The organism is uncultured Photobacterium sp. (genome assembly GCF_947039875.1).
Lineage (GTDB): Bacteria > Pseudomonadota > Gammaproteobacteria > Enterobacterales > Vibrionaceae > Photobacterium.
The window spans coordinates 1-25637 of the sequence record NZ_CAMRAN010000015.1; the positions used below are offsets into that span (position 1 = coordinate 1).

Annotated in this window: 22 protein-coding genes; 11 read left to right on the forward strand and 11 right to left on the reverse strand. The window is 38.4% G+C overall.

The genetic code is table 11. The features are described from left to right. Positions 1-213: 213 nt before the first annotated feature. A complete protein-coding gene (locus Q0V26_RS07270) occupies positions 214-1137 on the reverse strand; it encodes a PfkB family carbohydrate kinase (RefSeq protein WP_297479989.1) in 924 nt (307 codons plus the stop codon). 460 nt (positions 1138-1597) lie between these two features. Between Q0V26_RS07270 and Q0V26_RS07275 the strand changes: the two genes are divergently transcribed. Together Q0V26_RS07275 and Q0V26_RS07280 are read left to right on the forward strand one after the other, a co-directional pair. Next, on the forward strand, positions 1598-3475 hold the full coding sequence (locus tag Q0V26_RS07275) for a DUF294 nucleotidyltransferase-like domain-containing protein (RefSeq protein WP_297479991.1): 1878 nt from the start codon (positions 1598-1600) through the stop codon (positions 3473-3475). Between the two features lie 15 nt (positions 3476-3490). Next, on the forward strand, positions 3491-4240 hold the full coding sequence (locus tag Q0V26_RS07280) for a 3'-5' exonuclease (protein ID WP_297479995.1): 750 nt from the start codon (positions 3491-3493) through the stop codon (positions 4238-4240). A 109-nt stretch (positions 4241-4349) separates the two neighbouring features. Here Q0V26_RS07280 and Q0V26_RS07285 read toward each other — a convergent pair whose 3' ends face one another. From Q0V26_RS07285 to Q0V26_RS07295, 3 genes are all read right to left on the reverse strand, one after another. Next, a complete protein-coding gene (locus Q0V26_RS07285) occupies positions 4350-5921 on the reverse strand; it encodes a BCCT family transporter (protein ID WP_297479997.1) in 1572 nt (523 codons plus the stop codon). A gap of 567 nt (positions 5922-6488) precedes the next feature. After that, positions 6489-6695, reverse strand: coding sequence for a hypothetical protein (locus Q0V26_RS07290; RefSeq protein ID WP_297480000.1), 207 nt, complete (start codon positions 6693-6695; stop codon positions 6489-6491). A gap of 77 nt (positions 6696-6772) precedes the next feature. Continuing rightward, positions 6773-7090, reverse strand: a complete 318-nt coding sequence (locus Q0V26_RS07295; RefSeq protein ID WP_080157809.1) for a glutaredoxin domain-containing protein — start codon at positions 7088-7090, stop codon at positions 6773-6775. A gap of 371 nt (positions 7091-7461) precedes the next feature. On the opposite strand from Q0V26_RS07295, the gene amrA reads away from it, so the two are divergent. Continuing rightward, complete coding sequence (gene amrA, locus Q0V26_RS07300) at positions 7462-8082, forward strand: AmmeMemoRadiSam system protein A (RefSeq protein WP_297480003.1); 621 nt, start codon at positions 7462-7464, stop codon at positions 8080-8082. Between the two features lie 156 nt (positions 8083-8238). Next, positions 8239-8694: a hypothetical protein gene (locus Q0V26_RS07305; RefSeq protein WP_297480005.1), complete on the forward strand. Its 456-nt coding sequence runs from the start codon at positions 8239-8241 to the stop codon at positions 8692-8694. A gap of 41 nt (positions 8695-8735) precedes the next feature. On the opposite strand, the gene Q0V26_RS07310 is transcribed toward Q0V26_RS07305, so the two are convergent. Both Q0V26_RS07310 and Q0V26_RS07315 read right to left on the reverse strand, forming a co-directional pair. Continuing rightward, complete coding sequence (locus tag Q0V26_RS07310; protein ID WP_363316463.1) at positions 8736-9872, reverse strand: endonuclease/exonuclease/phosphatase family protein; 1137 nt, start codon at positions 9870-9872, stop codon at positions 8736-8738. Positions 9873-9969: 97 nt separating this feature from the next. Further along, a complete protein-coding gene (locus Q0V26_RS07315) occupies positions 9970-10461 on the reverse strand; it encodes a hypothetical protein (RefSeq protein ID WP_297480008.1) in 492 nt (163 codons plus the stop codon). Between the two features lie 267 nt (positions 10462-10728). On the opposite strand from Q0V26_RS07315, the gene mobB reads away from it, so the two are divergent. Further along, complete coding sequence (mobB, locus tag Q0V26_RS07320) at positions 10729-11253, forward strand: molybdopterin-guanine dinucleotide biosynthesis protein B (RefSeq protein WP_297480012.1); 525 nt, start codon at positions 10729-10731, stop codon at positions 11251-11253. Positions 11254-11341: 88 nt separating this feature from the next. Here mobB and Q0V26_RS07325 read toward each other — a convergent pair whose 3' ends face one another. Further along, a complete protein-coding gene (locus Q0V26_RS07325; protein WP_297480015.1) occupies positions 11342-12355 on the reverse strand; it encodes an META domain-containing protein in 1014 nt (337 codons plus the stop codon). A gap of 232 nt (positions 12356-12587) precedes the next feature. Here Q0V26_RS07325 and Q0V26_RS07330 point away from each other — a divergent pair, with 232 nt between their 5' ends. Next, positions 12588-13913 carry a rhodanese-like domain-containing protein gene (locus Q0V26_RS07330; RefSeq protein WP_297480017.1) on the forward strand — a complete coding sequence of 442 codons (1326 nt, stop codon included), beginning with the start codon at positions 12588-12590 and terminating at the stop codon, positions 13911-13913. 66 nt (positions 13914-13979) lie between these two features. Here Q0V26_RS07330 and Q0V26_RS07335 read toward each other — a convergent pair whose 3' ends face one another. The 3 genes from Q0V26_RS07335 to Q0V26_RS07345 all read right to left on the reverse strand — a co-directional run bounded on the left by Q0V26_RS07335 (position 13980) and on the right by Q0V26_RS07345 (position 16488). Beyond that, positions 13980-14888, reverse strand: coding sequence for an aldo/keto reductase family oxidoreductase (locus Q0V26_RS07335; protein WP_297480020.1), 909 nt, complete (start codon positions 14886-14888; stop codon positions 13980-13982). Between the two features lie 145 nt (positions 14889-15033). Then, on the reverse strand, positions 15034-15939 hold the full coding sequence (locus Q0V26_RS07340) for a M15 family metallopeptidase (protein ID WP_297480128.1): 906 nt from the start codon (positions 15937-15939) through the stop codon (positions 15034-15036). Positions 15940-16035: 96 nt separating this feature from the next. Then, positions 16036-16488: an RNA-binding S4 domain-containing protein gene (locus Q0V26_RS07345; protein WP_297480022.1), complete on the reverse strand. Its 453-nt coding sequence runs from the start codon at positions 16486-16488 to the stop codon at positions 16036-16038. Between the two features lie 408 nt (positions 16489-16896). Here Q0V26_RS07345 and fusA point away from each other — a divergent pair, with 408 nt between their 5' ends. Together fusA and Q0V26_RS07355 are read left to right on the forward strand one after the other, a co-directional pair. Next, positions 16897-18984, forward strand: coding sequence for an elongation factor G (fusA, locus tag Q0V26_RS07350; RefSeq protein ID WP_297480025.1), 2088 nt, complete (start codon positions 16897-16899; stop codon positions 18982-18984). A 271-nt stretch (positions 18985-19255) separates the two neighbouring features. Beyond that, a complete protein-coding gene (locus Q0V26_RS07355; protein WP_297480029.1) occupies positions 19256-19717 on the forward strand; it encodes a GNAT family N-acetyltransferase in 462 nt (153 codons plus the stop codon). Between the two features lie 51 nt (positions 19718-19768). On the opposite strand, the gene torS is transcribed toward Q0V26_RS07355, so the two are convergent. Next, positions 19769-22684 (reverse strand): TMAO reductase system sensor histidine kinase/response regulator TorS, encoded by a 2916-nt coding sequence (torS, locus tag Q0V26_RS07360; protein ID WP_297480031.1) that lies wholly within the window; start codon positions 22682-22684, stop codon positions 19769-19771. Between the two features lie 148 nt (positions 22685-22832). Here torS and torT point away from each other — a divergent pair, with 148 nt between their 5' ends. The 3 genes from torT to Q0V26_RS07375 all read left to right on the forward strand — a co-directional run bounded on the left by torT (position 22833) and on the right by Q0V26_RS07375 (position 25633). Then, positions 22833-23903 (forward strand): TMAO reductase system periplasmic protein TorT, encoded by a 1071-nt coding sequence (gene torT / locus Q0V26_RS07365; protein ID WP_297480034.1) that lies wholly within the window; start codon positions 22833-22835, stop codon positions 23901-23903. A gap of 157 nt (positions 23904-24060) precedes the next feature. Further along, complete coding sequence (locus Q0V26_RS07370) at positions 24061-24519, forward strand: methylglyoxal synthase (RefSeq protein ID WP_297480036.1); 459 nt, start codon at positions 24061-24063, stop codon at positions 24517-24519. 133 nt (positions 24520-24652) lie between these two features. Beyond that, on the forward strand, positions 24653-25633 hold the full coding sequence (locus Q0V26_RS07375) for a zinc-binding dehydrogenase (RefSeq protein ID WP_297480039.1): 981 nt from the start codon (positions 24653-24655) through the stop codon (positions 25631-25633). Positions 25634-25637 lie beyond the last annotated feature (4 nt).

Sequence of the window (25637 nt, forward strand, 5' to 3'; positions counted from 1 at the left end):
AACCGAGGTACACGGATTTGCAATCCGCTGCATAGCCACTCTGCCAACGCGCCATATTCCCTAACCGATGAAACGTTGTTGTTTCGCGGTATGGGGTGCATTCTACGGATTACTGTAGATGAGTCAACAGCATTTTTTAATTTTGCGTTTGTTTGATTATTTTACATACAAAACAAGCTATTCAGATCATATGATGCGCGATTATTTATCCATCTACATAATGTCACGCATTAAATTAGAAGGAATAATCGCATCTGAACATGTTGTCACTCGATGACTAAGCTTTTGTGCCAACAATAACGACTGTGAAATGGATTGTTTATTGATTCGAGCAGCAAGATAACCTGCAACAAAGGCATTATCTACTATCTGATCACCATATTGCACCGCCAGCTTGATACTCGCGACCCGTAGGAGCGTATCAGATCGAATCACTAAACTGCACACCGTACATTCCACTCTATTTGCTTGTTTAAATACAACTTCGCGACAACCCCATTTAATATAACGCTGAGTTAAATAACGTGAGCTTCCCCAAATTCTCATTTCATCATTTAAATCAACAAACGCGATATCAGCATAAGAAAATAGTTTTTCATACCAATACTGTGCTTGTTTCGTTGACCAAAGATCAGCACGAAAACTGTTATCTAAGTAAACTTTACCGCCTTCTTTCTTATGTATCTCAAGTAAACTTAATAGCAATGTTTTATCATCATCAGTCAAAGCAGCAATACTACTACCACTGATATAAATCGCTCCATAATCATTATTCGTCAGGGCTCGATTTAATAATGCAGGGCCATAAGTAAAATAATATCGCATCGCATTATCTTTATTCCAATAATGATGATGTTGCAGACCATAGCTATCTGTTTCAGTAAAACATAAATTAGGGAATTTTGTTGCTAAACATTTTACTAAGCTGGTATCAATATTTTCTCGTTGCCAGCATTGCAGCATGCTCATTGATATTTTTTCAATACCAATACATGTCGCATAACTAACACTAATAGCACGCGAACCGCCTAATCGAGCCAAATATAAGGCTCGATTAACCACATTACCACCATATGTTTGATATCGAGGTGAATGGTTAAGCTCAACTAATGCTTCCCCAAAAAAAACAATCTTCATATTTTCCCTCGCTAGAGATAGCGATAAATAATACACCGCTTAAAATTGACTCATTAAAAGCGTAATACATTCTGTTTTATCTCTATCCTTACAATATTCTAGATTTAATCTTATTTTAGCGTTAAGTTTCATTTAAAATGAAAAAATAAAACATACCTATTAATTAGTGTTTTTGCGCTATTTCATGCTAAAAAATACAGTCTGTCTTTATGATACAGATCACTCAAAACGATAATATATATTGATGGGTAATATCTAAAAACGACTTATATACTGATACGGTCAATATCGACTTAACACTTACATCTGTAATTGTTAATAATGAACTATATATGATTTCCGTACCTGCATAGGTTACAATTTCACAAGTAATAACGCTTTATGACGATGTAATATCTATCGCCCTCTAATTATTATCTGCGGAGCCTTGCTCCTGTTTTTTATTGATATGGACTGAGATATGGAAGCAGAACAAACAGAAATACTTAATTTTATCAGCCAGTACCCACCTTTCGATTTGCTACCAGAAGAACAATTGAATGAAATAGCAATTGAAATTGAAGTGGCTTATCACCGTGCAGACAGCATGATTTTAAATCTCGGTGATAGTATTAATGATTTATTTCTTATTCGTAGTGGTGCCGTTGAAGTTTATCGCCGTAAAGGGGAATTATATAACCGTCTAGATGAAGGTGATATTTTTGGGCAAATGGGATTATTAATGAATAATCGCGTAAGAATGCCAGCAAAAGCATTAGAAGACACCCTACTCTATTGCATACCCGGAACTATTTTCACAAAACTCTGTGACGATTATGATAGTTTTGCCGACTTTGTTGAAGTTGATGATGGATCTCGTCTACGCCATGCAGTATCACGTCAAAATGATGAAAATGACCTAACCACATCTAAAGTGCGCACCCTACTCACACGTGATCCTGTTATCCTTGATCAAAATGCAACCATTCAAGTCGCAGCCCAGACCATGGCTGAAGAAGGGATCTCCGCCTTGCTCATCTGTGATGAAAATATCACTGACGATGATGACGATAATGACTTAATCGTTGGCATTATTACTGATCGTGATTTGTGTACCCGCGTTTTAGCGCTTGGTGTCTCGACCGCAGAGCCCGTCTCTACTGTAATGTCAGCAGAGCCAATCACTCTTGATTATAACGCTTATGTTTTTGAAGCCATGCTAACCATGCTGCGTTCTAACATCCATCACTTACCCGTCATGCGAAATAAACATCCAGTGGGTATTATTAGTGTCTCTGACATTGTGCGCTATGAATCACAAAATAGCTTATTACTCGTCAGCAGCATTTATCAGCAACAATCAGTAGAAGAATTAGCGGTTCTCTCAACTCAAGTTAAAGATTGCTTCGTACGCATGGTTAATGAAGATGCTAACTCTCATATGATTGGTAGCGCGATGGCTGAAATCGGACGCAGCTTTAAACAACGTCTACTTGAACTTGCAGAAGAAAAATACGGCCCCCCCCCTGTGCCTTATTGTTTTCTTGCTCTCGGTTCAATGGCACGTGATGAACAACTTATTGTGACCGATCAAGATAACGCTATCATTCTTGATAACAACTTCAATTATGACAAACATAATGCTTATTTTGAGCAACTATCTAAATTTGTTTGTGATGGATTAGCTGAATGTGGCTATACCTATTGTACTGGCGATATTATGGCAACCAACCCAGAATGGCGTAAAACGCGTCAACAATGGGAAGATTGTTTCGCTGAATGGATTGATAACCCTAAGCCAGTCGCATTACTTAACAGCTCAATCTTTTTTGATCTTGGTGGCGTATGGGGCAAAACTAAATGGGCCAAACAATTAAATGGCTTCATTGTTCGTCGAGCACGAAATAGCTCTCGCTTCTTGTCCTGTCTTGCACGTAACGCTTTAAACCGCACCCCTCCATTGGGATTTTTTAAAGATTTTGTTATGGAAAAAGATGGTCGACATAATAACTCAATCAATCTAAAACGCCGTGGAACGGCACCATTAGCTGATTTAATTCGTGTCCATGCACTTGCGGTCGGTTCTCGTTCACAAAACTCACTTGAACGTCTTGATGATATTATCGATAGCGGTATTTTACCGCCAGGTCGAGCACAAGACTTACGTGATGCAATGGAATACATTTCTTTAGTGCGTATTCGCCACCAAGCATTAGATATTGAAGCAGGTATTGAGCCAGATAACAGCATTGAGCCTGAGAATATGTCTGATTTTGAACGTAGAAATTTAAAAGACGCATTCCAAATATTGAGTAAAGCGCAAAACTTTGTGAAGTTTCGCTATCAATCAGCCCGATAATAAAAAGAGCAGTTCATGTTTCATCACGGATCAAAACAACCTGCTTCTGCACACTTTACACGTAATATGCCAATACCAGATTGGCATTTACGTTTTAAAACATTAGCGCAAGAAGCACAAGATAGCCGCATTAAGTCTTATTATGAGACTGGTATTGTCTCTGAAGATACGCCACTGAGTGAGGTTCCTTTTGTTGCTCTCGACTTTGAAACAACAGGACTCAACTCAGAAATTGATGACATTGTTAGTATAGGATTAGTCCCTTTTGACTTACACCGTATTTATTGCCGTCAATCGCAACACTGGGTGGTAAAACCTAAGGTAAAATTAGAAGAAGACTCGGTTGTTATTCATGGTATTACCCACTCTGATGTACAACAAGCACCTGACTTACGCCGTATCCTTGAATCAGTGCTAGACGCTTTGGCTGGAAAAGTGGTTGTCGTTCATTATAAAAATATCGAACGCCAATTTATGGATCGTGCCTTAAACATTCGTTTAGGCGAAGGGATTCAATTTCCAGTTGTTGATACTTTAGCTATTGAAGCAACTATTCAGCAACAACAAATTAGTGGTTTGTGGAATAAATTAAAAGGTAAACGCCCAGGTTCAGTACGACTAGGAAAATGTCGTTCCCGTTATGGCCTTCCAGCCTATCAACCACATCATGCGCTAACAGATTCTTTAGCTACTGCAGAATTACTTCAAGCACAAATCGCTTATCACTTTACACCTGAGACACTTATTGGATATCTTTGGGAGTAAACAGCACCTTCTCTATTCTATTTCCATAAAAAAGCAGCCATTCAGTAAATATTCTGAATAGCTGCTTTTTTTATAATATTAATTTTATTACAACGAATGGATGAAAAGGTTATTTACGCTCAGTCCTAAAGCCCATCAATAAACTGACACACATAAGTAATAAAATAAACGTAAACGGTAATGCTGTCGAAATCGTACCGGCTTGTAATGCTTCAATGGCTTGAGTGCCACCGACCCATAATAAAGCAATAGCAATAACACCTTCAATGGCTGCCCAGAAAATACGTTGAGCAACAGGGTTATCAACTTTACCACCAGCGGTAATACTATCGATTACCAATGAACCTGAATCTGATGATGTTACAAAGAACACCAGAATTAGAATCACTGAAATGAACGATAAAATAGTACCAAATGGTAATGCGTCGTACATTTCAAACATCGCTAATGGTACTTGAGTAATACCTTTAGTACCTAATGTACCAATATGATCCATAATTTGGTGAATAGCTTGGCCACCAAATACTGACATCCAAACAATCGTTACTACTGTTGGAATAATCAATACTGCAATTAAAAATTCACGAACAGTACGGCCTTTTGAGATACGCGCAATGAATGAGCCTACAAATGGTGACCATGAAATCCACCAAGCCCAGTAAACAACCGTCCAAGCATGCATCCATTTTTCATCAGTACGATCATAAGGGTTACTTAGCGGAATAAAGTTTTCAATGTATCCCATTACTGTTTTTGGAATCGTATCAATAGAAATAGCAAAACCAACCAGTGCAACAAATATTAATAAGACAACAGCAACCATCATATTAATGTTACTGAGTAATTTAACACCTGAATCGATACCTTTCGCTACAGAAAAAATAGCGACACAAGTAACTACAATGATAATGCCAATTTGCAGTTCTAAACCGCCATGAGTACCAAATACATGATTAATACCACTTGCCGCTTGTTGTGCGCCTAAGCCTAATGACGTAGCTAAACCAAATAGTGTTGCCAATACAGCAAGAATATCGATGATGTGGCCAGCCCAACCCCAAGTGCGATCACCAAGAATAGGATAAAACACAGAGCGAATAGAAAGTGGTAGTCCCTTATTGTAAGCAAAATATGCCATTGATAAGGCAACAACACCATAAATAGCCCAAGGGTGGAGACCCCAATGGTACATGGTTGCACCCATCGCGACTTTAAATGCTTCAGGTGTTTCAGGGGTAACGTTCAAAGGTGTTGAACCGCCCCAACCTGTGAAATATGCAGCAGGTTCAGCCACACTCCAAAACATCAAGCCAATACCCATACCTGCAGCAAATAGCATTGATAACCATGATAATGTTGTATGCTCAGCTTCAGCATCTTTACCGCCGAGACGGATACGTCCATACGGTGAAACAATTAATGCTAAACAAAAGAAGACAAAGAAATTACCAGCCCAAAGAAATAAAGAGGCGAATTGGTTAACAATGGCACCTTTTACACTGTCTAATGTTGCTTTTGCGGTGGCTGGATCTGAAATTAAAATCGCAACTAAAAAAATGACTATTAATCCAGCGCTCACACCAAAAACGGCGTTATGTACATCGAATCCCCACTTTTGGACATTATCTTGGCCAATCGTGTAATCCGTATTATTTATACTATATTTATCGTGTTTACTCATTATTACGTCCTGTTAGATATCGCCCTAATCATAATATTTAGTCATGTAAATAAAAATTAAAGCGCCATTATATAACCACTAGTAGACAAGACCTGTCAATAGAGAGACAAAACAACCAAATAGCCTAAACTGGCTGATTTTCAGCCTAAAATAAAGCGATAATATTAGCCATTTTTAGTCGCAACAATGGTTTTTTCTTTCGTGCTCTAACCATCCATTGTTACAACTTTAGTTCATTTGAAATTTTTAACTACTTTTTATAAGTGATTATAGTAAATTACATTAGGTTTTATTATTTTTAATCAATGAATTAGAAATAATATTTACTAAAAGTAAAAGAAACCATTATCAATACAAAGAAACAAAGAATATGGGTGTTAACTTACTATTTCATAAAAATGAAGAAGCCAATAATAGACTCATCGCTTTTGAAGTAAATAATAAAGCTTATTGATAGAAGAAGATGACCTAAAAACAACATATATTTAATTAGTAAGTTTTCAAAAACCAATCAACACGGGTTGTTTTTTGACCAAAAAAGACATGAATAGCGACGGTTCTTAACGATTAAGCAAACTCAAGTGAGATAAAAGTACACCCATTTGAACAACCAATACCTGGTTTTTCACTCTGTTCAGGTGTAATAAGTACCAATGGCTGTCTGCATTGTTCACAAGCCACAACTTTGCCCTGCATAACTTTTTTTATCACCGCATGTTGGTCACTAAATGACTGTTTAGTTTGTTTATTTAATTGTGAAAAATCTAATTTCATCGTCTATCACTCTAATATTAACATATAAAAAGGGGAAGCATTCTTCCCCCTCCTTTTATAACTATATGATATTAGCTTTATAACTCAAAATCATCAAAGCTAGTCTTATCTACCTGACGCTCAAGAAAGGCAACCAAATCGTCATGCCCGCCAATGTAGTGACCATCTAAAATAATTTGTGGCACTGTACGTACGCTAACATTCGCAATATGCTGAATAAAATCCACCATAACGGTTTTTGTTAACTCTTGACCTAATACTAATGTTGAATACTCAGTGCCTTGCTGATCCAATAGTAATTTTGCTTTTACACAATATGGGCAATTAGGCTGAGTAATGATTACATTTTTGTATTCACTTAATTGTTCAATCGTCAAACCGTGGTCGCTATTCATAGACTTATCTATCTTCAGTATTAAAAATGGCATTAACGATAAAACAATCTACGTTACGAGTAAAATCTATAAACCGCACAATTCCAAAAACAATCAAAAAAGCACAAATATCACTCAAGTATTGCAATTTAATAACACTCAGATAGAAAACTTACAAACAGCATAAGTTTGACAAACAAGTTAACACTTTTTACTTCAGCACATATTGAATAATCAGTAAAAATAGATGATATTAATCAGATATAGAAATAAGTTATTGCCTATAAAACATTTTTTATCACTGCTAATATTTTATAAATACACGTTTTCGTCATTCATTATTTATATACGGACGTATTGATAATTCATAAGATTCAAAAAGGAGAACACTGGTGGATATTTCAGCTGTCACACATCAAACATACAATAAAGGTGAACTTACGCAGCTATTGGATATTGCCCGTGACGCCATCCGAGGTCATTTTTCAGAAAAAGCAATTTCAACGTCAGCACCTAAACTTGAACACTACACACGTAAAATGCTTCAACCTGCGGCATGCTTTGTAACATTAGAAGTCAATGGACAACTACAAGGTTGTATCGGCTCTACGATTGCAACTAAACCCTTAATATTAGAAATACACAATAAAGCCATTGGTAGCGCTTATGAAGATCGTCGTTTTATGCCTCTAGCAGAAGACCAATTTGATGATTTAAGCATTGAGGTAGAAGTACTATCGCCGTTAGTTATGCAGCCATTCAATACTGAAGCGGAATTAGCTGAGTATTTATCTCATAACAAACAAGGTGTGCTGTTAACGGATAAACATGTACAAACAGTCGTATTACCCAGTGCTTGGCGTCGAGGGTTATCAACCCCTCAATTTATACAACTACTCAAACAAAAAGCAGGTTGGTCAGCAAATTATTGGTCTGACACTATGGTGATTAAAACATTTACCACCTGCGCACTGAAAGAAAATTTTAATACTATCCGTGGTAAATATTTTTAAATCATCGTTGAAACATCTTTTGAAATAAAATGACTAAAATACTTAGTCATTTTATCATTTCCATAACATTCAACACATAAAATATGGCATACTTTACCTAATTCAACGTTACTTAAAAATACACTGCGTATTTTAGTACAACATTAATGGGGTTTTATGCGTAAGTTTTTATATCCATTTTTAACCGGCTTTATTCTATTACTAACATTAAGTGGCTGTAATAGTACTCCCAAAGAAACAGATAATGGCTGGGTTAAATTAGCGACTAAAACTGCTAATTTTCAAACAGATACAGATACTGTCACGATCAATTCGTTATTTAATTCTAGCCATTATGATTCTCTAAAATTAACCTGTACTCAAGGTTCGGTACAAATAGATGCGATTAAAGTTAATTATGCTGATGGCCATGTTCAAAAACTATCAACGTTAGGATTACTAACTAAAAATAGTTCTACACGCGCAATGCCACTTGATCGCGATCAAAATAAAATAAAATCAATTGAATTGACATATAACAGTGTCGGTAATGCAACATTAAATTTAGCGGGTGTAACCAAAAAAGCCAAGCTTGAAATTTGGGCAAAAAAATCTGCTGATACCAATAAATAATACAGTTCTGAAGTGGAACAATCGTTATTGTTCCACTTTTATTATAATAATGGCTCAGTAAGTTTTATATCTATCCAAACAAGTCGATGGTCAGATCCTGCAGTGGACTTTTCTCGCCCTTTATCATCAAGCATTAATTGTCGTAATGGATGATCTTTTTCAGGCCAAAATACGCCACTCTTTACAACAGTTAGATTAGCCGATGGCAACACATAATCTAAACGCATTCCACCTAAATGCGTCCATTCATTATTACGTCCTTTACGCCGCTGCCACGGACGATACTCACACCCTCCTCTACTTTTCGGTGTTAATGGTCCATGACTGACCTTTTGATGAATCCGAGGATGATTAAGTAATTGTTTAATAGGTGTTTTTAATCCATCGCCATCAACCACATCTGCATTCAAATCACCTAGCACAACAAAAGGTTGATCAGGTTGTAATCCACCAGCAATACCGATGTCATCCTCTAAATAATTAGTATTATCAATAATATCGCAAATAAGTTGGATTTCATCATGATTACGTTTAGCATTACGGCGTTCAGGTCCATCAAAAACAGGGGGCGTCGGATGACAACACACTAGGTTTATTACTTGTTGCTCGATTTGTATTGGTACACAAAGATGATTTTTAGACGATAACCGCAATATACTTACCGCTTCAGGACTATAAAAATCACGTGGGATCAATGCATTTGGCATAGTGTTCCACAGCAAATGTTGCCATGAACGGACATTGTTATTTTGAATAGGGTATTTAGATAATAATACAAAGCCAAAATTACCATGAAAATGACCAAACCCCATGCCATCTGCTGGCAATGAAATTATACCGTCATTATTAAGATCAACCTCTGTCAATAAACCTGTATTGGTTGCTGGGCACAAATGATATGGGTACTCAATAGGCTCCTGCCCATATTGAGAAACCGCTAAATAATTATCACAGAAGTGAGCCAAAGCACCATCGTCCCCCCCTTCTCCGAGATGATCAAACTCACACAGCAATATTACATCAGGTGCGACATGTTGAATAATAGCTGCGAGACGCTGTAAACGAGTAATATTAGGATTTGCTGTTAATGCTAATATTTTTCCCGGTTCACTGTCTGACATCGAAATATTAAACATTGCCACGCGCAGTGATTGATTACGATTAGACGCAGATTTCACTCAAAATTCTCATATACATATGCTTTATATGCCGAGCATTGTAACCGTCATTAACTATACCGCCAATAATAAACACAATATTCATAAATAGAGAAAGTTAACGATTACTCATTACTGTATTCAGTGCTAATCGAATTTGTCTAGCATCATAACGCGCTCGATGTTTAACGGGTCCTTGTCGATCAAGGGCTAATTGAAAGTATTCACGGTCAATACCATTATTCTGTTTTAGCCAACAACAGATTTCTGTCAGCATAAATGATGGCCGCATATAAGCCGCATGGTATAGCCGACCTAACCAAAACAAATCCCATTCACTATCACAAAAGACCAATTCATACTGCCCTAAAACAGCATTAAGGTGCTGACAAACCTCAATAACTTGTTTGCCATCTTGCTCTAGTTCATCGCGCGTAATGCTATGAATGTGTAATTCTGAAAAAGTATCCCAATATACCCATTCATCACTCGCTGATAACGGATTAATTAATAAGCTATTATCAATACCACTTGGTAATGAATAACCGACCTCTATTGGATAAGAAAATTCGGAGAGTCCTGATGCTTCAAAATCTAACGTCGCCCACATTCCACACTCCCGATAAGAAAAAATTATATGAATTGTCGCATTTATGATTTTTACAGTTCTTATTAATGATAACAAACTCAATACAAATTAAATATATACAGCTACATAATTATTACAAAAAAACAAGGGTATTATTTTTATGTAACTAGTAAAAAATTAAGTTTATTTAAATAAATCTCTTATATATCAATAAATACATACTGTAGATAGGTGTTCACTTTTGTTAGGTATATAATAGCAAAAGAATCAATATCAACGGGTCTCATAATGATTACATCTCCTACACCTATACTTGGTTTCGCTGGTTATAGTGGTTCAGGAAAGACGACGCTTCTTGAACAACTGATCCCTCTTCTTAAACAGCACAACTTACGAATAGGGCTACTTAAACACAGCCATCATGATATTGACCCAGACACACCAGGAAAAGACAGCTATCGCTTACGTCATGCGGGTTGTAGTCAAACCTTACTTGCCACTAAATCTCGCCACATGCTGTATTTTGAATACCCACAAGCAGAACGCCAAGATCCTGAATTAAATCATTGTCTAAGCCAACTTAATCATGATCTATTAGATCTTGTGCTAATTGAAGGCTTTCGTGATCAACCATTTCCAAAAATAGAGATTCATCGCCCAAGTTATGGCAAACCATTGCTCTACCCTAATGACAATAGTATTTTGGCCTTTGCCTGTGATCAGCCCACACCTGAAAACTGTGCATTACCAGTGCTCGATTTAAATAATCCTCAGGATATTTGCCAATTTATTATTGAATGGTTGGCAAAATAATATCGATATAAAAATACCGCCATTTAGTGTGTCTAAATAGCGGTATTTTTATATCGTATCAATTCAATAATTAATGATTTATTCGATATTATGATTGCACTTTTTCAGCATCAAAGATCATCACACCAATATAATTATCATGTCGATAAGTTAGCGCTAATTTTCCTGCAAAATATGTAAACTGAGTCACATTAGCTAACTGTTCAAAATAACGTTTTTGACGATGTATTGATAATGGGTTATCACACTGACGATTCGTAATTGCGGCATGTTGTTCTAATACATCAATAAATCCTGGTCGTAATAATGTCTTCACCGTCACGGTATAATTATTACAGTCGACCATACCAACAAAATGGCCATTGATATAACGTAAGCTAATTTTGCTGTCATCGGTTACAGGATCGCCATAACGCCAACTTTCGAGCCTCCAATCTGTGTTTGCCAATATCGCGGGAGTCAATCTTACAGTAGCTTGATGACTAGGCACTTCAATCAGTTTATTGTGATTTAAATGCCAAATATGTCGCGCAACATCTCCTGGACAACACGTAGGATCTTGTTTTCCGGCTTGAATAACATCTAAGATTATATTGTGATTTTTAATCGTTAGATCTTTAACCCGTACTCTATCACCAACATATTGAGTCGCAATATTAACTAATTTACCGTGTTGATAAGCCATTACTGCCAAATATAAAAATTGCCCACTACCACCTGGAGAATAATTTAACAACACCACCGCCATTGGAGCGCTGTAAGTATTTAATTGCCCTGTTGCTTTTAAATCACCTAATAACATCACTTGTGGCATGACGTTCCCCCCTGGTTGATAAGGCTCGCCTGCCCACAGACCTTGCTGCAAACGAATAGTACTATCAATACCATCTATTCCACGATAATAAGCCTGTTGTAATGCCACTAATGAATAATCGTATGATTGAGCCGCTGACGTTGTTAAAGGGAGAGTTTTTGAGGTCAATATTAAGCTAGGTTGTGATGATGAATTAACCTCAAGTGCTGTTGTTATCATCTCTGCAGCCATTAACGTTGAGCTAGAGATCGTTAATAAGCTTATAAATGCAGAGAGTAAACGTTTCATATGTATTCCTCATTAATGCTTCAAGTCGATATCTAACGGTATAAATATGCCGTAATACATTTCTGACATAAAACCACTGCAATAGTTCCTTAATAAATACTGATACAGTACTTATTTTAGCGATTATTAATAACAAGCCACTTAAAAAGTGTGAAATCTAATTGTATTACATTTGGAACAAGTTAAAATGCGCGCTTGTTTTTAACTATCACTGAAGTGATTTGATTTAATTATGCTCATTAAAACAACGGTTATGGTAGCGCTATTATTGACATCAGGTACTCTGTTTGCTGCGTCCTCTATATCGCCAACCACAGCAACATTTGAGCAATTAGCTCAACAGCAAGCACACAACACACCATTACAAATTATTGATTGTCGCGACAGTAATTTTTATAACGGGTGGCCTGAGCCTCAACAACAGCAAGGTGGCCATATTGTAGGTGCCGTTAATATTGATGCTAGCTGGCTAAAAACATTAAATACATCTGCATTGCAAACTCTGCTGCATGAAAAGCACCTTAAATCGATGTTACCGACTTATTTATATTGCGCGCCAGATAAAGCCCAACAACTAACCACTGCTTTACAAGCTCAAGGCTACCACTCAGTAACAACGATTAATCAGCCACTTAATCATTACCTTGGTAAACTTAGTGCTTTACCTAATTTTCAACAATTAGTATCCGCATCATGGCTGTATGCGCTCATCAATAATAAACATCCTCGTTATGCACCAAAACATGGTTATAAAGTGGTTGACGTTGAGTGGGGCCCACCTGCAAAATATTTACTCGATCATATTCCAGGTTCGTTATACGTTAATACCAATAATATTGAATCAGAACCTTGGTGGAATAAAGTCAGTAATGCGGTGTTAGCCAAAGTCATTGCAAATCTTGGTATTCGTTATGACACCACGGTTATTCTGTATGCACGCAACAATATGTCGGCAGCACGTTTTGCTAACTTCTTAATGTATGCTGGTGTTAAAGATGTGCGATTATTAAATGGCGGTTGGACAGCATGGAGTAATGCAGGTTATCCCACAGAGAACTTACCTAATTACAATCAAAAATCAGTGGCATTTGGTAAGCCTATTCCGAGTAACCCTCAATATATAATCGATACAGCCCAAGTAAAATCGTTATTAAAAATGCCAGCAGATCAACAATCTGTTGTCAGTATTCGTACTTGGCCTGAATATATTGGTGAAACCAGTGGCTATGATTATATTAAGCCTAAAGGGCGTATCGAAGGTGCTAAATGGGGACATGCAGGCTCTGATTCTTACCATATGCAAGATTTTCTTAACCCAGATCAAACCATGAAAAGCGGTAATGAAATTGCAGCACAATGGGCTAAATGGAATATTAAACCGCATCAAGATGTCACTTTTTTTTGTGGTACTGGCTGGCGAGCATCAGAAGCATTCTTCTTCGCACATGTTCTCGGCTGGAAAAATATAAGTGTATACGATGGTGGTTGGTACCAATGGAGTGCCAATAAAAATAATCCTATAGCGGATGGGACGATAACCCCAGCTAACGTGCACTAACAATACCAATGGCAGCAAGCTATCACGATGAAAATTCACGATAGCAGCTGCCATTTTTAGATTCCGTTATGGAACACCGTGACCTTTTGCAGCTACCCATACTCGATAAAACTGCTCACGTGATAATGAAAAGTCTAGAGCGGCAACCACCGATCTTACCCTGTCAATATTTCCCGAACCTATAATTGCTAACGGCTTTGATGGTAAACACCTGATCCAAGCATAAATCACTTGGTCAATGCTATCAGCACCAATTTCAGCTGCGATCTCAATCAAGGTTTCACGCACACGAATATGTTGCTCAGAGCTACCAGAGAAAATATCCCCTCCAGCTAAGCATGACCATGCCATTGGATGAATGCGCTTCATTTGTAATTGATCAAGCGTGCCGTCATGCGCTACTTCAAAATTAAGCGGATTAATTTCAACTTGATTGGTAACCAGAGGCTGCTCTAAACGGGATTGCAATAACTCAAATTGAGCAGGTGAAAAATTCGACACCCCAAAATGATTAACCTTTCCTTGTTGTTTTAACTCAGAAAAAGCAAAAGCAACCTCATCAGCATCCATCAGTAGATCTGGGCGATGAATTAATAACACGTCAATATTATCAACCTGCAAGTTTACCAATGAGTTATTTACTGACTCAACAATATGCTGCTTGCTGGTATCATAATGATTAATACGACGTTGAGGGTATTTAGCATTACACAGATTAATATCACACTTCGTCACCAACTGTAGCTGCTGACGTAGACTGGGTTTTAATGCTAACGCTTCACCAAATAACGCCTCGCATTGATAGCCACCATAAATATCAGCATGATCAACCGTCGTGATCCCTAATTCAAGATGCTGCTCTATAAAGGACAATCGTTGTTGCGCAGTCATGCCCCACTCAGCTAAACGCCAATAGCCTTGCACTAACTCTGAAAATTGTAATTGCTGTGCAACCATTGTGACTTGGCTAACCATTGAACCATCCTTTGTAAGAGTAAAACGAATTACTCACCATCCTAAGAGCCTCAAATCATTGCCGCAAATGAATTAATTAAAAACAAAGTATGCAGACTAAAAACTATGACTTAGATTGCAACTTAGCAATAAACCCCTTGGTCAACTAACGCTTTACACAAATAGCTGAGCGTACGGGCTGAAGCTTAATTGCATCCATTACTCGTTGAGGGTTGGCACTATAAGCGGTATGCAATGACTTAACAGATAACTGATGCTTTAGGTATTCGGCGTAATCGTTAAATTTATAGTGGCTATATGCTGTTGGGTACAACTTGCTACAGCTGTCATACCATGCAACATAACGTTGAAAAAACAATGTCGCTTGAGCTGGCGTCATTTTACTCATTGTCAACGCCATATCTTTGGTCAATTGAAAATGCTGATAATCAATCGGAGAATTCCAAAAGCCGCCCCAATATTGAAAACCGTTACGAGCAAAGATTGTAATTACAGTTTCAGCCATACCTCGACTATCTGGCTTACCAAACCGGTATTGGGCTCGATTTGCATAATGCGTACCTTGAGCAGGGCTAAATTTAACATTGCCATTACTGCCAAAAGTCACAAATGGATTTTGTAATGGATTGATGTCTATCGCAGCCCCATAGGCATGCAATGATAAATTGCTGCTCCCCTCAACTGAACGGTAATTAAATGCCGACGTATTATTCGCCGTCATCGAACGAGTATCATTACCGTCATACATTTCAATGGGTACCGCTTTATGGATAGGAAAGCCTTGTTTAAATAAAGCATCAAAAATATTCCCGACATAAAGTGCAACAGCATCCATCACCACCAATTGCCCATTGGAATGTACTTTCCCTGCAAAATCACGGTAATTAAAGGTAACTTTTCTCAATCGTTGACATGGCACTGGAGCTGTAGCTGAAATAACGCCAGCCTTGGTCATTACTTGGCACTCATGGGAAGATAATCCACTAATTTGAGCAGCATTAACGGGTAATCCAACAATACTCGCAGAAAACAAAAATAGAGAAACACACATGTTACGAAAAGTAATTATCATCCTAAATACTACCTATATCAAAAATAGCGATAAAAAAGACGTACGATCGCACGTCTCTATCATTTAATTCATCAGCTAAAAGCTGATTGGTTTACGTCCAGTTGCGATGTCTGCTTTATTCTCTGTTTTTACCGCTTCTTTTTTTGTTACAGAACGATTCTTACTGGTCATTGGTGCCATTTTATTTTTCTTTGTTTTTGCTGCTGGCACTTTTTTATCTTTTTTTTGCACGTTCACGACAGGCGCTACTTTGGTTACTTGTTGATCTCGAGGTACAGCTTCTTGTACTGGTTGATCACAAATAACCACAAAATACTCACCGTTAAACTCAATCACATCACCATCATAGATTTTACAACGCTTACGTAACTCAATCTCACCATTTACAGCAACATAACCATCAGAAATGGCATATTTAGCTTCACCACCACCACTGACTAAATTAGCAATCTTTAACACTTTGTATAGTTCAATCGGTTGAACTGATACTTCAACTTCCAGCGCTTCTACTTCTATTTCTTCAGACATCTTGAACACTCAAATAACAAAACAGGACTTAGTTGAATTCTACCTCACTAATAAACAGAAAGTGAAACAAATGGCAAATTCCAGTTACCTTACTATTTTTTAACAACTAATACGCTAAATATCAGTTTTGTCTATTTAGATGGACACCCCATAACAACATTGATTTAATGATTGTGGTTTCAAAATATCACTAAAATATCCTCTAATGGACTTACAATAATAAAAAACTTCGACTAATCTTGGTTTTTATCGCCGTTATTTGCTCGGATCTTCGTCAACAGGTATAGTGCCTAGGGCAAAAAGCAAGCGAATAACTATTTTATTACACATGACTATGTTCTGATTAGCACAAGTAGTGCTATAATCCGCGACCTCACATGTGACAGTAATTGTTTATAGAGAAAAACAATGACAGATTTATCTAAATACAGAAACATTGGTATTTTCGCGCACGTTGATGCGGGCAAAACTACTACAACAGAGCGTATCCTTAAGCTAACTGGCCAAATCCACAAGATTGGTGAAGTTCATGACGGTGAGTCAACAACTGACTTCATGGAACAGGAAGCTGAGCGCGGTATTACTATCCAGTCTGCAGCAGTAAGCTGTTTCTGGAAAGATCACCGTTTTAACGTTATCGATACTCCGGGACACGTTGACTTCACAGTTGAAGTTTACCGTTCTCTTAAAGTACTTGATGGCGGCATCGGTGTATTCTGTGGTTCTGGTGGTGTTGAACCACAATCAGAAACTAACTGGCGTTACGCGAACGAATCAGAAGTTGCTCGTATCATCTTCGTTAACAAACTAGACCGTATGGGCGCAGATTTCTTCCGCGTTACAGATCAAGTTAAGAAGGTACTAGGCGCTACTCCACTAATCATGACACTTCCAATCGGTCGTGAAGATGATTTCGTTGGTGTTGTTGACGTTCTATCTCGTCAAGCTTTCGTATGGGATGACTCAGGTCTTCCAGAGAACTTCGAGGTTCTACCTGTTCCTGAAGACATGGTTGACGACGTTGAAGCTTACCGTGAAGAAATGATCGAAACTGCTCTTGAGCAAGACGACGATCTTCTAGAAGCTTACATGGAAGGTGAAGAACCTTCTATCGAAGATATCAAGCGTTGTATCCGTGCTGGTACTCGTACTTGTACTTTCTTCCCAACGTTCTGTGGTTCAGCATTCAAAAACAAGGGTATGCAACTTGTTCTTGATGCGGTAATTGATTACCTACCTTCTCCAACAGAAGTAGACCCACAGCCGTTAACTGATCCAGAAACTGGCGAAGCGACTGGTGAAGTTGCAACAGTATCTGTTGACGAACCATTCAAAGCACTTGCATTCAAAATCATGGATGACCGCTTTGGTGCTCTAACATTCGTTCGTATTTACTCTGGTAAGCTAAACAAGGGTGACACAGTCCTTAACTCTGCTACAGGTAAAACTGAGCGTATCGGCCGTATGGTTGAGATGCAAGCAAACGACCGTAACGAACTTACTTCAGCACAAGCTGGTGATATCATCGCTATCGTTGGTATGAAGAACGTTCAAACTGGTCACACTCTTTGTGATATTAAGCACGAGTGTACTCTTGAGCCAATGATCTTCCCAACTCCAGTAATCTCGATTGCTGTAACGCCTAAAGATAAAGGCGGTTCTGAGAAAATGGGTATCGCGATCGGTAAAATGGTTGCAGAAGATCCATCTTTCCAAGTTGAAACTGACGAAGAAACTGGCGAAACAATCCTTAAAGGTATGGGTGAACTTCACCTAGACATTAAGGTTGATATCCTTAAGCGTACATACGGCGTAGACCTAATTGTTGGCCAACCTCAAGTAGCTTACCGTGAAACAATCACGAAGCCAGTTGAAGATAGCTACACGCATAAGAAGCAATCTGGTGGTTCTGGTCAGTTCGGTAAGATCGACTACATCATGAAACCAGGCGAAGTAGGTTCAGGCTTTACGTTCACATCATCAGTAATTGGTGGTAACGTTCCTAAAGAATTCTGGCCTGCAATCGAGAAAGGCTTCAAAGGCATGATGGATACTGGTGTTCTAGCTGGCTTCCCTGTTCTTGACGTTGAAATCGAGCTTCTTGATGGTGCATTCCACGCAGTCGATTCATCTGCAGTAGCATTTGAAATCGCAGCGAAAGGCGCATTCCGTCAATCTATGCCTAAAGCTGGTGCGCAACTTCTTGAGCCAATCATGAACGTTGACGTATTTACTCCAGAAGATCACGTTGGTGATGTTATCGGTGACCTTAACCGTCGTCGTGGCATGATCAAAGACCAGATCGCTGGCGTAACTGGTTCTCGTATTAAAGCTGACGTACCACTTTCAGAAATGTTTGGTTACATCGGTACTCTACGTACTATGACTTCTGGTCGTGGTCAGTTCTCTATGGAGTTCTCACACTACGCACCATGTCCTGCTAACGTTTCTGAAAAAGTTATCGCTGAGCAGAAAGAACGTAACGCTAAGAAGTAATTTTTAAATTACGCTAAGTGATACATTAACCCCGAGGACTTTGTTCTCGGGGTTATTTTTTACCTGTCCTTTAGACTGTTTTTATGTGTTCTCACGGCACTCTACTAATAAAATCATAAGCCACTCCATCATATTACAACTTCATCTATCCTCTGCTCTACTACACCAGTAACATGCTTTTTTGCATTATAACGATCGTAATTACCGCTAAAATAACTAGATACCCCCCCTATTTGAACGTAAAGAGTTACTTTTATTAATGACAAGATATATGAATATTATTATTGATGACTTGCAAGGACACGCCATACAAGCATTATTACAAGCACACTTGATAGATATGAATTCTACCGCTCCAGCAGAGAGCGTTCATGCCTTAGATCTAACCGAACTGAAACAACAGAGTGTGACTTTTTGGTCTATATGGCATCAAAATCAATTGGCAGGATGCGGCGCAATAAAGTGCTTAAATACAACCACAGCTGAAATAAAATCAATGCGAACTATTGATACATTTCGCGGCCAAGGTGTTGCATCACAATTACTGCAACATATTATTTCTTATGCCAAAACACAGGGCTATCAACAATTAAGTTTAGAGACAGGATCTATGGACTTCTTTGCTGCGTCACGCGCTCTTTATGCAAAGCATGGGTTTATCGAATGTCCACCCTTTGCTGATTATCAACCCGATCCTCATAGCACTTTTATGACATTAGATCTGCAGGCATAAAAAAGAACGCCGAAGCGTTCTTTTTTATTATAACGATTACATTACTAACCATTAATCATTAAGAAAAGTCGTTGCTAACGCCGCGACAGAATCATCAAACACTTGCTGTAATGGTACAACCTCAAGCCCCTCAATAGAGCCTTCTTGGGCTGCTTTCTCAAACGTTAAACATAATTGATGTAACTGCATTAACCCCATCGTACCAGCAGCACCTTTCAATGTATGAGCTTGCTTAGCGATATCCGGTAAATCATTATCAGCAATAGCTTGATGCAACATGGCAAGTGTCTTACTGGCCGAATCACCAAACAAATTAATCAGTTGTTTTACTTGCGCTTCGCCTAGTACTTGTAAATCACTGCCTAAAACAGATTCTTTCACTAATGGAAATAACTCATCATTCTCAACAAATTGCGGTTTTTCCTCACCCGCCCCTTTCTCAATAACCACGCGTTTATCTCCTTTTAAAATACTGCTTATCGTATCAATTAATTGTTGCTCAACTAAAGGCTTAGGTAAGAAACCTGCAAACCCTGCATTTAAGTAAATTTCAACTTCTTCTCTAAACACATGTGCAGAAAAGGCGACCATCGGTGTCGGCTCTTGCCAAGTATCCTTACGATGACTATCAATACGGCGTAATTGATGTAATAGCGTTACACCATCGGTATCGGGTAAATTAATATCAAGTAACGCTAAATCAAACTGTTCATTTTGATAAAACCGTTCAGCTTGAACACCGTCTTCCGCAATGACAACACTATGACCTAGCCGTTTAAGGAACCCTTCTGCAACCATGCTGTTTACAGGATTATCTTCAACTAATAGAATGTGCGCAGCAGGAACCAGCACTTGGTCAACATCCGTATTTAATCTCACTTGACCACGTTCAAGCGGTAATGAGAACCAGAAACAACTCCCAGTGCCAACAATTGAATCAACGCCTATTTCACCATCCATTGCAGCCACTATGTGTTTACTAATGGCTAAGCCTAAGCCTGTACCTTCAATTGATTTTCGCCCTGCTTCTGCTTGCTGGAAAGCACTAAATAATAATGATTGTTCGTTGCTATCAATGCCAATACCTGTATCTTGAACGGAAAATAATATTTCATCAGCCATATCAGGATGCGGCTGAACAGTGATGGTAACTTTACCTTTATCGGTAAATTTAATCGCATTACCTACCAAATTGACTAACACTTGTCGAATACGACTTTCATCACCCAACCAAATCGCATCAGCATTAGGTTCAATATAATATTCAAACCCAATCCGTTTCGCCATTGCTCGGCCTTGAAGCATATTAAATACATCAACAACCATCCGTTTTAAAGCAAAGTCGCTCGGTCTTATATCTAAGTGCCCCGCTTCGATTTTAGAGTAATCAAGAATGTCATTTAGAATATCTAATAATGTTTCACCACTACGATTAATCACATCTAAATAGCGTTTTTGTTGTGTGCTTAATGCGGTATCAGCCAATAATGATGCCGTACCTAATACGCCATTCATCGGTGTTCTAATTTCATGACTCATGGTCGCTAAGAAGGCCGATTTAGCACGGTTCGCTTTTTCAGCTTCATCACGCGCTTTATAATGGTTATACACTTCTTCGTTTAAGCGACTATTGATACTCTCTAACTCACCCGTTCGTTTAGCAACCAACCGTTCTAGACTTGCTTTGTGCTGCTGTAATTCCTGACGAATTTTAGCTTCAGCTTGCGCTAATCGATGCCGTTCACTCGCGGTATCACGTGCCACTAAAATAGCCCGACCCATTTGTGCTAATTCATCATCACCATCAACATCTAATTGAATACATAAGTCACCACGCGCCAGTGATAACAAAGCACGACTGTAGTGATTAATACGGCAAATAACGCGAACATAAACAATACGCCACATAATTAACACTAAGGCGAGTAATCCAATACCTGAAATCACAATCAGTGTATTACGAGCAACAGTCAATGTTTGATCGACCTGCTTAACGGCTTGTTGAGTATTGGTATTAGCAGCAACAATAATATTATCAACCGTGCTGTTTAATTCTTGGAACAAAACTAAGTTTTGTTGATCTAAACGTTGTACATCTTGTTTGGCGTAAATAAGCTGTTCACTCACTCCAAATAATACATTGCCGCGCTCAAGTTTCGCCGTTTCTTTCATTAGCTGCTCAGAACGACTAGGATCTTCAACAGACTTAACGCGATGACTAATAATATTGATCGCATTATTAAATCGTTTTTTTAATGCCACCAACGACTTAATATCTATAATACGTTCAGAATCATCTAACATATTAATCACTTGTAATGATAAAAAACGTAACTCAAACAAACGCTCAGATAAGTCCATATCGACTTCAACTAAGCTATCTAATGCGTTATAGACCGCAGGTTTATTATTTTCAGCTACAAGATCATAAATGCGAGACACGTTTGCGACGGCAATAGTATTCGCATTTGCCACTTGAGATTGTGACAAACTGTCAATTTGATGTGTGGCTTTGGTCATCGCTGCAATTATTTCATCGAGTTGACTTTGCAAATCGATTTGTCGACCAACAAGTAATCCAAGTAGGGCTAAATTATCAACAATGCGTTTTACATCATCTTCTAATTTCAACATTAATGGTTGATCAAAAGAATACTGCTCAAGTGCATGTAAGCTACGAGTCAAAGCCTCAATATGTACGGTTAATGCTCGCCCTTGCTGCATTCGTTCTGATTCAAGTTTCGATTTAGCAAGAACTTGAGCATTAAAGATAATACGTGAGCTTAAATCTGATAATTTTCGCGCTTCAGCTAATGAAGGTACCGCAGAATTAATCACTGTACGCTCGGTTTTAGCAACTAACGAAAAGCCTGCCACACCAATCATCACCGCAATGATCATCAAACCAGCCATGGCAGAAAAGGCTAATAACAGTTTGGCTCCGATACCTTTTCGGGTGAACGTCATAAATAGTCTCTATCTCAAAAATCTTGTTTAGAACAGTTCATAATCAGCATAAATATGCCTTGTTCGATACTGGCTATTTCACCAGACACAATAAAACGGTACTATTTTGCCAGCGATATGGCTTTAGACCTAAATAATGTTGGTAACAATGCGCATTTTATTTTTTATGTTAATGATACTCTCTGCTCAATCTGCGTTTGCGCTTGAGGTGATCTCATATAAACCCCCTTTTCAGACGGATAAAAAACCGACGAAAATTCAATATTCTTTTTTAACCTCAGTTTCCAAGCCGTGGAAAGTATGCGCAGTGTACCCACATTTAAAAGATTCTTATTGGTTATCGATCAATTATGGAATGGTTGAGCAAGCAAAAAAGCTGGGTATTACATTAAAAGTGCTTGAAGCAGGTGGCTATAGCAACCTTGATAAACAACAAAGTCAACTTATTGCTTGTCGTGATTGGGGGGCAGATGCCATCATTTTAGGCACCGTCGATGCTCAAGCTTATAACGGTAAACTATCCAAATTAATTGGTAATATTCCGGTCTTTTTGATGACCAATGACATCGATTTTTCTGATCCTGACATTGGTCAACATGTAAAAGCAAAAGTTGGTGTCGATTGGTATGAAATGGGAAAAGCCGCAGGTACTTACCTTGCAAAACACCACCCTAAAGGTTCAGGTAAAGTACGCATTGCATGGCTACCTGGACCACAGTTACGTGGTGGAACCAAACCTGTAACGAAAGGTTTTAAAGCGGCTATTGCCAATAGTGATGTCGAAATTATAACGACCTTATGGGGCGATAACAGCAAAGAACTCCAACGTAACCTATTACAGCAATTATTTACCGACTATAAAAACATTGATTATATTGTCGGTGGCGCAGTTGCCGCAGAAGTTGCCATCAGTGAATTGCGTACCAACAATATTACCGATATAAAAATAGTCTCAACCTACCTTAGTCATGGTGTTTATCGTGGTTTACGCCGCCATAAGATTTTATTTGCACCAACCGATAAAATGGCAGAACAAGCGCGGCTATCAATCGATCAAACAGTACGTTATCTAGAAAAAAAACCTGTCACACTGGATATTTCGCCATTAATTGTTGATTTAACGCCACAGTATTTACCAGCCACAGTTATTGGTGATTCTTTATCTCCGGCAGAATTTAGACCCTCATTCTATGTTAATAATCATCATATCAGTAGATAGGCTATGCCTAAATGGTGACTATAAAGATGAATATCAATAATTTATGGGTTACCACAAAATTTTAGCCTAATTTGATTTACACTATGCCTAGTCTTTGTTACTTATAAGCATCATCACCTAGTTTCATCAAGATGAATTTGAGATAAAAAGGAAGAGCATGATCACTACAACACGCAAAATGGCAGCTAAAAAAAATATCGCTTTAGTTGCTCATGATAATTGCAAAACAGCTTTACTGCGCTGGGTAAAAGAACACCAGCATAAGTTAGCAAGTCATGAACTCTATGCAACCGGTACTACTGGGCACCTACTCGCAAAAGAAACTGGCTTACCCATCAGTTGTTTAATCAGTGGCCCAATGGGTGGCGATCAACAACTAGGTGCATTAATTTCACAAAGCAAAATTGATATTATGATCTTCTTTTGGGACCCACTTAATGCAGTTCCACATGATCCTGACGTGAAAGCATTATTACGTATATCTGCTGTGTGGAATATTCCCGTTGCAACTAACCGTGCAAGTGCCAACTTTATTGTTACCTCACCGTTACTTGATAAAGAAATTGATATTGAAATTCCAGACTATGATGCCTACCTTAAAGAACGTATTGATTAAGCATCAATAGCTTTCGTTATTTTAATCACAAGCCTTCACTTATATCGAAGGCTTTTTATTATTTAAAGACGATATGTTAGGCAAAAAAAATAATTCATTATATGGTTATAAGTAGTATTTCAAGGAGTCGCCTATGCAAGCGTGGATTTTACAACAACCAGATGGGCTTCAAGCCTTATCACTCACGACTACCAATAAACCAATACCAACCGCAGATGAAATTTGCGTAAAAGTTGCTGCCGTTGGATTAAATCCTATCGATTACAAGCTAACCAACTGGGGATATGCGACGTGGAATTACCCACAAATCATCGGATTAGATGTTGCGGGTAGCATTGAAAGTGTCGGAAAAAATGTTCACCACTTTCATATCAACGATAGAGTTATGTTTTTTGCCGATCCTCGTACTGCTGGTGGATTTGCAGAATATATCTGTGTAAAAGCTATTGCGGTAAGTCGCATCCCACTCGCATTATCATTTACCGATGCTGCCGCACTCCCCTGTGCTGGCTATAGCGCATGGATAGCAGTCCACGATAAATTACGCGTTACGGCTGGACAGCATATTGCAATAACAGGCGCCGGAGGTGGTGTAGGTGGATTTGCCGCACAATTAGCCAAACTTGCAGGCGCGCATGTCTATGCCATTGCTGAACGGCAACACCATGCCCGATTACTTAATTACGGTATTGATGCGGTTATTTGTCCTCAACAAAATGTTGCACTTGAGCTAATAAACCTTACTGAAGATAGATTATTGCATGGCGTAATTGATTGTATCTCAGCTAAATCAGGCAGCATAATGAGTGCCTTGATTCGTTATAATGGCCATATTGTTATGGTTGCAAATCAGTTTGACCAAGTCCCCCTAGTCGCGACCACTAAAGCCCTCAGCATTCACGAAGTCGCCCTTCATGGCACCTATGCCCATGGCACTCTGGAACATATTACTCATCTGGCTGATATTGGTAATAATCTAAGTGATTTAGTTACTAATGGTCATTTACACAGCATGGTCGAAAAAATCGTCCCATTTGATAAGCTCGCCGTTGCGATGACTGAATTAAAAAACAATACCCATTCAGGTAAAATTGTCGTTCACGTCAGCTCATAACATA